Here is an 8,657-nt window from a genome sequence, read left to right as displayed (position 1 = left end):
GCGAAGGCGATGAAGGGCGACCGGGAGAAGGCGATCGAGTCCGGTGCCTCGGACTACGTGACCAAGCCGGTCGACCCCGATCACCTGCTGTCCGTGATGGAGCAGTGGATGCGCGGGGAGTGAGACCTGTCGCGTCCCGTGGCGCGGGGGAGTGCCTCCGCGCCACGGGACGCGACAGGTCTCACTCCCCGCGCATCCACTGCTCCATCACGGACAGCAGGTGATCGGGGTCGACCGGCTTGGTCACGTAGTCCGAGGCACCGGACTCGATCGCCTTCTCCCGGTCGCCCTTCATCGCCTTCGCCGTCAGCGCGATGATCGGCAGCCCCGCGAACTGCGGCATGCGCCGGATCGCGGTCGTCGTCGCGTAACCGTCCATCTCCGGCATCATGATGTCCATCAGGACGATCGTGACGTCGTCGTGCTGCTCCAGGACCTCGATGCCCTCCCGCCCGTTCTCCGCGTAGAGCACCGCGAGCCCGTGCTGCTCCAGGACGCTGGTGAGCGCGAACACGTTGCGGATGTCGTCGTCGACGATGAGCACCTTCTCTCCCGAGAAGCCGAAGGTGCGGCGCGGCGCGGCCTCCGCCTCCTGCTCGGGCCGCTGCTCTTCGGCCTGCCGCCCGGACTGCCCCGGCGCCTCCGTCCGCGCCCCGGTCGCCTCCGCGGCCGCCTTCCGCCGATGCCGGAAGAGCGCCCCGGCCCCGGACCGCGCCTCCGTCCGCACGGGCGGCGGCGAGAAGTGCGGGAACGGGTGGACGGCCCCGGCCGCCTCCTCGGCGCCCTGCTGGGCCTCGTCGGCCGCCCCCTGCCCGTACCCGGGCGGCAGCTCCGTCGGGCTCAGCGGCAGGTAGAGCGTGAACGTCGAGCCGCGGCCCGGCTCGCTCGCCGCGAAGATCTCGCCGCCGAGCAGCCGCGCGATCTCCCGGCTGATCGAGAGCCCAAGGCCCGTACCGCCGTACTTCCGGCTGGTCGTGCCGTCGGCCTGCTTGAACGCCTCGAAGATGACCCGCATCTTGCTCGCGGCGATCCCGATGCCGGTGTCGGTGACCGAGAAGGCGATCAGATCGGCCTCCGGGTCGCGCAGCGAACCGGCCTCAAGCAGCTGCTCGCGAATCGACTGCGGCACGTCGGCCCCGGCCGGCCGGATGACCAGTTCGACCGCGCCCGTGTCGGTGAACTTCACCGCGTTGGAGAGGAGGTTGCGCAGCACCTGGAGGAGCCGCTGCTCGTCGGTGTGCAGGGTGGCCGGCAGCTCGGGCGAGACCCGCACCGAGAAGTCCAGCCCCTTCTCCGCCGTCAGCGGCCGGAAGGTCGCCTCCACGTAGTCGACGAGCTGGACGAGCGCGATCCGGGTCGGCGAGACGTCCATCTTGCCCGCCTCGACCTTGGACAGGTCGAGGATGTCGTTGATCAGCTGGAGCAGGTCGGAACCGGCGCCGTGGATGGTCTCCGCGAACTCGACCTGCTTCGGCGTCAGATTCGTCTCGGCGTTGTCCGCGAGCAACTTGGCGAGGATCAGCAGCGAGTTGAGCGGGGTGCGCAGCTCGTGCGACATGTTCGCCAGGAACTCGGACTTGTACCGCATGGAGACGGCGAGCTGTTCGGCCCGCTCCTCCAGGACCTGCCGCGCCTCCTCGATCTCGGTGTTCTTCACCTCGATGTCCCGGTTCTGCCGGGCCAGGAGTTCGGCCTTCTCCTCCAGCTCCAGGTTGGAGCCCTGGAGCTCCTTCTGACGGTGCTCCAGCTCCGCCGACCGCTCCCTGAGCTGCTCGGTGAGTTCCTGCGACTGCTGGAGCAGCACCTCGGTCTTGGTGTTGACGCTGATCGTGTTCACGGTCGTGGCGATCAGCTCGGCGAGCTGGTTGAGGAAGTCACGCTGGATCTGGGTGAACGGCTGGAACGACGCCAGCTCGATCACGCCGAGCACCTTGCCCTCGAAGAGCACCGGAAGCACGATCACATGCGCCGGGGAGGCCTCCCCCAGCCCGGAGGAGATCTTCAGATAGCCCGGCGGCACGTTGACCTGGATGGTCCGCTTCTCCTCGGCCGCCGTCCCGATGAGCGTCTCGCCGGGACGGAACGAGGTCGGCATGGACCCGGCGGAGTATCCGTAACTCCCCCGCATCCGCAGCTCGTACGAGCCCTCCCCCTCGCCGACGAGTTCGGCGTCGCCGTGGGCGGAACCGGTCGGCATCGCCACGAAGAAGGCGCCGTGCTGCGCCGAGACCACCGGGGTCAGCTCGCTCATGATGAGCGAGGCGACGTCGTCCAGGTCCCGCCGGCCCTGCATGAGGCCGGAGATCCGGGCGAGGTTGCCCTTGAGCCAGTCCTGCTCCTCATTGGCGAGGGTGGTGTCCCGCAGATTGGCGATCATGGTGTTGATGTTCTCCTGGAGGGCCTGGATCTCGCCCGCCGCGTCGACACCGTCGATCTTGAGGTTGAGGTCGCCCCGCGTGACCGCCGTGGCGACGGCGGCGATCGCCCGCACCTGCCGGGTCAGGTTCCCGGCCATCTCGTTCACGGACTCCGTGAGGTCCCGCCAGGTGCCGTCCACGTCGCGCACCCGGGCCTGGCCGCCGAGCTGGCCGTCGGTGCCCACCTCGCGGGCCACCCGGGTGACCTCCTCGGCGAAGTTCGACAGCTGGTCCACCATCGTGTTGATGGTGCTCTTCAGCTCCTGGATCTCACCGCGCGCGTCGATGTCGATCTTCTTGGTGAGGTCGCCCTTGGCGATGGCCGTGGTGACCGCCGCGATCTGGCGCACCTGACCGGTGAGGTTGGAGGCCATCGAGTTCACCGACTCGGTCAGGTCCTTCCAGGTGCCCGATACACCCGGCACCCGGGCCTGACCGCCCAGCTCACCCTCGGTACCCACCTCGCGGGCGACCCGGGTGACCTCGTCGGCGAACGACGACAGGGTCGTCACCATCGTGTTCACGGTGTCGGCGAGCTCGGCGACCTCGCCGCGCGCCTCGACCGTCACCTTCTTGGTCAGGTCACCGTTGGCGACGGCCGCCGAGACCCGGGAGATGTTCCGCACCTGACTCGTCAGGTTGTTGGCCATCAGGTTGACGTTGTCGCTCAGGTCCTTCCAGGTGCCCGTGACGCCCCGGACCCGCGCCTGACCGCCGAGGATGCCCTCCGTACCCACCTCACGGGCCACGCGCGTGACCTCGTCGGCGAAGTTCGACAGCTGGTCGACCATGGTGTTGACGGTCGTCACCAGCTCCAGGATCTCGCCCCGGGCGTCGACGGTGATCTTCTTCGACAGGTCGCCCTTGGCGACCGCCGTGGTGACCTCGGCGATGTTCCGCACCTGGATGGTGAGGTTGTTCGCCATGAAGTTCACGGACTGGGTGAGGTCCTTCCAGGTGCCGGAGACCCCCTGCACCTCGGCCTGACCGCCCAGGATGCCTTCGGTGCCCACCTCGCGGGCCACGCGCGTGACCTGCTCGGCGAAGTTCGACAGCTGGTCCACCATCGTGTTGAGGGTGTTCTTCAGCTCCAGGATCTCGCCGCGCGCGTCCACGTCGATCTTCTGCGACAGGTCACCGCGGGCCACCGCCGTCGCGACCTGCGCGATGTTGCGGACCTGGGTGGTCAGGTTCCCGGCCATCCCGTTCACGGAGTCCGTGAGGTCCCGCCACACACCGGCCACACCCGGCACCTGCGCCTGACCGCCGAGACGCCCGTCGGTACCCACCTCGCGGGCCACCCGGGTCACCTGGTCGGCGAACGCGGAGAGCTGGTCGACCATCGTGTTGATGGTGTTCTTCAGCTCCAGGATCTCGCCGCGCGCGTCCACGTCGATCTTCTGCGACAGGTCGCCCCGCGCCACCGCCGTCGTCACCTGCGCGATCTGCCGCACCTGCGAGGTCAGGTTGCCGGCCATGAAGTTCACCGAGTCGGTGAGCTCCCGCCAGCGCCCCGACACACCGTCCACCTGCGCCTGACCACCCAGCCGGCCCTCGGTGCCCACGTCCCGCGCCATCCCGGTCACCTGGTCGGCGAACGACGACAGCTGCGACACCATCGTGTTGACGGTGTTCTTCAGCTCCAGCATCTCGCCGGCCACGTCGACCGTGACCTTCTGCGACAGGTCGCCGTTGGCCACCGCCGTGGTGACCTGCGCGATGTCCCGCACCTGACCGGTCAGGTTGCGGAAGGCCGTGTTCACCGAATCGGTGAGGTCCTTCCACGTGCCGGCCGCGCCCTTCACCTCGGCCTGGCCGCCCAGCAGACCCTCGACACCGACCTCCCGGGCCACCCGGGTCACCTCGGAACCGAAGGCGGACAGCTGGTCCACCATCGTGTTGACGGTGTTCTTCAGCTCCAGCATCTCGCCGGCCACGTCCACGGTGACCTTCTGCGACAGGTCGCCGTTGGCCACCGCCGTGGTCACCTGCGCAATGTCCCGCACCTGCGTGGTGATGTTCCGGAAGACGGTGTTGACGGAGTCCGTGAGGTCCTTCCACGTCCCCGCCGCGCCCGGCACCTGCGCCTGGCCGCCGAGCAGGCCCTGGGCGCCGACCTCGCCCGAGACCCGGGTCACCTCGTCGGCGAAGATCCGCAGGGTCTTCGTCATCTGGTTGATGGTGTCCGCCAGCTGCGCGATCTCACCGCGCGCCGACACCCGCACCTTCTGCGACAGGTCGCCGTTGGCGACGGCCGTCGTGACCTCGGCGATCCCGCGCACCTGGCTGGTCAGATTGCCCGCCATCGTGTTGACGGAGTCCGTGAGGTCCTTCCACACACCGGCGACCCCGGCCACCTCGGCCTGACCGCCGAGCTCGCCCTCCGTACCCACCTCGCGGGCGACCCGGGTCACCTCGGAGGAGAACGACGACAGCTGGTCGACCATCCGGTTGACCGTGTTCTTCAGCTCCAGCATCTCGCCGGCCACGTTCGCGGTGACCTTCTGCGACAGGTCACCGTCCGCGACCGCCGTCGTCACCAGCGCGATGTCCCGCACCTGGGCCGTCAGCCGGTTCGCCATGGTGTTGACCGAGTCCGTGAGGTCCTTCCACGAACCGGACACCCCGCGCACCTGCGCCTGCCCGCCCAGCTTGCCGTCCGTGCCCACCTCGACGGCGACCCGGGTCACCTCGGAGGCGAACACCGACAGCTGGTCGACGAGGTGGTTCGCGGTACGGGCCACCTTCAGGAACTCGCCGCGCAGCGGCCGCACCGTCCCGTCGGCACCCTCCGAACGCAGGTCCATCCGCTGGTCCAGATCGCCCTCGGCCACCGCCGAGAGCACCCGTCCCACCTCGGACACCGGCCGCGCCAGATCGTCGACGAGCGCGTTCGCGGCCTCGATCGCCGCCGCCCACGCCCCCTCGCCGGCACCGGCCTCCAGCCGCTCGGACAGCTTGCCCTCGCGCCCCACCACCCGGCGGACCCGCGACAGCTCGCCCGTCACGTGCATCTGCCGGTCCGCGACCTCGTTGAACACGGCGGAGATCTCCGCCATGACCCCGTCGCCGGACACCGTGAGCCGCCTGCGCAGGTTGCCGTCCCGCATGGACACCAGTGCGGCCAGCAGCCGCTCCAGCGCGGCCGCGTCGACCTGCACCGTCCCCCCACGGGAACGCCCGCCCCTCGTGCGCGTACCGCTGCCTCCGCCGCGTCGCGCCGCCGTGCCAGGTTCCACCGTGTCCCTCCCGAAAGGGGTCGACCGTTCCGCTCCGACTTCCGCCGGTAGCCTGCCCAGTGTTTCACCGCCATCGAACCAGGCGATAACAGTTCGGCAGCTTCGCACAGCGTCCCTACCCCCTGGGCACGGAAGTGATGACCGGCATCCGCTCGGACGGTGAAGGTAAGTAACCTGGCTTCCGGCTGTCCAACCGTCCCGGTCCGCCCGGCGGGGGCGGTGTGGTGCACGTAACGACCACCGGGCAGCGGAGGGACAGACCGAGCATGGCAGAGCCGGGCGTCGAGACGCGTACGAGGAGTTCTGTGATCACCGCGCGGGCGACTGCCAGCTTCGAGCCCGTCGGGCGGTCCGTCGCGGCCGCCCGCGCCTTCGTCCGGGACACCCTCCAGGGCTGGGGCCATCCGGAGCTGGTCGACGACGCGGTCGTGCTGACCAGCGAGCTCGTCACCAACGCCGTCATCCACGCCGGCACCTCCGCGGAGGTCCTCTGCCTCCGTTCGGACGACAGCATCCGCGTCGAGGTGGCCGACCGCTACCCGGAGCGCGAGATCCCCGTCCAGGCCGGCGGCCGCTCCCTGGCCAACCCCGACCGCGAGAACGGCCGCGGCCTGCTGCTCTGCGCCGCCCTCGCCCACCGCTGGGGCGTCGACTACACCCCGACGCGCAAGCACGTCTGGTTCCACCTGGACCTCGCCCGCCGCCCGGTCGGCACCCGCTCCGCAGGCCCGGTCCTCCCCGAGGCCCTCCTCCCGGTCACCGACAGCCGCGTCCGCGTCGCCGTCGTCCAGATCGACCGCGGCGGAGCCATCAGTGCCTGGAACGAGGACGCGGGGGAGCTCTTCGGGTACACCTCCGACCAGGTCACCGGCAAACCCCTCGGCGACCTCGCCGCCTGGCCCCACACCCCCGGCATCGGCACCGGCCTCGCCGAGGCCCTCCGCCTCTCCCGCTGGGAGGGCAGCTACGGCATCCGCTGCTCCGACGGCCGGGTGATCCCGGTCTACGCCGCCCACCTCCGCGTCCGCGACGCCCAGGGCGAGCCGTCCACCGTCTGCCTCCTGGTCCGCGAGCACGAGCGGGCCGTCCTCCAGACCCCGCAGCGCCCGGCCGCCGAGCCGGGCTCGGAGAGCCGCACCACCGACCCCTTCGAGGTCTTCATCGGCTCCCCCGCCCCCGACGACCTCGACGGACTCCTCCAACGCACGGTCGAACGCGCCCGGGACATGCTCGACGGCGACGCCGCCTTCCTGCTCCTCGCCACCGACGACGAGACGGAACTGGAGGTACGCGCGACCACCGGCCTCCCGGCCGCCCGCCAGCGCTTCGCCCGCGTCCCCGTCGAGACCGGCGCCAGCCGCTACGGCTCCGCCCGCATGCCCGCCGTCCACGAGGACCTGGCCGCCGTCCCCGGCGCCGTCCCGCTCCTCGAAGGCACCGGCATGCGCTCGGTCGTCACCGTGCCCCTGAAGGTCGAGGGCCGGCTCACCGGCTCCCTCGGTGTGGCCGCCGAGGCCGCGAACCGCTACTCGAACGAGGAGGCGCTCCGCCTCCAGTTCGCCGCCGACCGCATCGCCCTGGCCGTGGAGTCCGCCCGCCTCGGCGAGCTGGAGCGCCTGCGCCGCGGCTCCCTCAGCTTCCTCGTCGAGGCCTCGGACCTGCTGGCCGGCACCCTCGACCGGGACCAGACGCTGGCGCTGATGGCCCAGATGACGGTCCCGACCCTCGCGACCTGGTGCGCGGTCTACACGATCGCCGACCAGGCCTCCGACCCGTACCTCTCGTACGTGCTCCACGAGGACGAGGACCGGATCGACGGCCTCAAGGACCTGCTGTCCTCGATCTCACCGCCCGACCCGGTGCCGACCCCCGGCGCCCGCGTCTGGACGGCCCCGGGCGAGGCCGCGCAGCGCGCGGCCGTGACCGCCTCGGTCCGCGCCCTCGACCACCCGACGAGCCCGCTCTCCTCCGGCATCGACAGCACCCTCGCCACGGCGAGCACGGTCGCCGGCGAGACGGTCGTCCTGCCGCTGGTCGCCCGCAACCGGGTGATCGGCATGCTGACCCTGGGCAGGCCCTCGGAGGACCACTTCCGCCAGGAGATCCTGGAGCTCGCCGAGGACCTCTCGCGCCGGGCCGCCCTGGCCCTGGACAACGCCCGTCTGTACTCGGAGCGCGTGGCGATCAGCCAGTCCCTCCAGCGCAGCCTGCTGCCGCCGGGCCTGCCGGACATCCCCGGTGTCGAGGTGGACGTCATCTACCGCGCGGCCGGCGAGGGCAACGAGGTCGGGGGCGACTTCTACGACCTGTTCCCGATCCGCGACGGCGCCTACGGATTCGCCATCGGCGACGTCTGCGGTACGGGCCCGGAGGCGGCCGCGGTGACCGGCCTGGCCCGACACGCCCTGCGTCTGCTGGCCCGCGAGGGCTTCGGCGGCCCGGCCGTCCTGGAGCGCCTGAACGCGGCGATCCTCGACGAGGGCGCCCGCAGCCGCTTCCTCACCCTGCTGTACGGCGAGATGCGCCCGCAGGACGACGGCTCCGCGATCCTCAAGGTCGTGTGCGCCGGCCATCCGCTGCCGCTGCGCCTGCGTCCCGACGGTTCGGTGAGCCCCGCGGCGGAGCCCCAGCCGCTCCTGGGCGTCATGGAGGACCTCGAACTGTACGAGGAGACCGTCACGCTCGACCCGGGCGACGTCCTCCTGTGCGTCACGGACGGCGTGACGGAACGCCGTGAGGGCACCCGCATGCTGGGCGACGACGGCCTCGCCGAGGTCCTCAAGACGTGTACGGGCCTGACGGCCGGCGCGGTCGCCTCCCGGGTACTCCGCGCGGTGGAACGCTTCGCCCAGGCCCCGGCCTCCGACGACATGGCGATCCTGGCTATGCGCCTGCGAGAGCCGGACGACCGCTGACGGCACGGCCGATCCCCTCCCGCGGGAGGGGTCGCCGGCCGGTCCGTTCTTCCAGGGAACGCAAAAAGGCCCCCGCCATCAGGCGG

2 protein-coding genes and 1 pseudogene are annotated in these 8,657 nt (G+C 71.0%); 2 read left to right on the top strand and 1 reads right to left on the bottom strand.

Features of this window, described 5'->3' with window-relative positions:
• Positions 1-123, top strand: a pseudogene (locus EAO70_RS40510) (response regulator); the annotation flags it as partial.
• Between the two features lie 58 nt (positions 124-181).
• On the opposite strand, the gene EAO70_RS33095 reads toward EAO70_RS40510, so the two are convergent.
• Positions 182-5,656, bottom strand: a complete 5,475-nt coding sequence (locus EAO70_RS33095; protein ID WP_148006437.1) for a HAMP domain-containing protein — start codon at positions 5,654-5,656, stop codon at positions 182-184.
• Between the two features lie 266 nt (positions 5,657-5,922).
• On the opposite strand from EAO70_RS33095, the gene EAO70_RS33090 reads away from it, so the two are divergent.
• A complete protein-coding gene (locus EAO70_RS33090) occupies positions 5,923-8,571 on the top strand; it encodes a SpoIIE family protein phosphatase (protein ID WP_187284123.1) in 2,649 nt (882 codons plus the stop codon).
• The last annotated feature ends 86 nt before the right edge of the window (positions 8,572-8,657 follow it).

Source organism: Streptomyces sp. adm13(2018), assembly GCF_008042145.1.
Taxonomy (GTDB): domain Bacteria; phylum Actinomycetota; class Actinomycetes; order Streptomycetales; family Streptomycetaceae; genus Streptomyces.
This window is presented reverse-complemented; position numbering and strand designations above follow the sequence as displayed.

Bases quoted from the DNA above. Each gene is read 5' to 3' on its own strand.
- EAO70_RS33090 (WP_187284123.1), top strand. From the start codon at position 5,923: ATGGCAGAGCCGGGCGTCGAGACGCGTACGAGGAGTTCTGTGATCACC.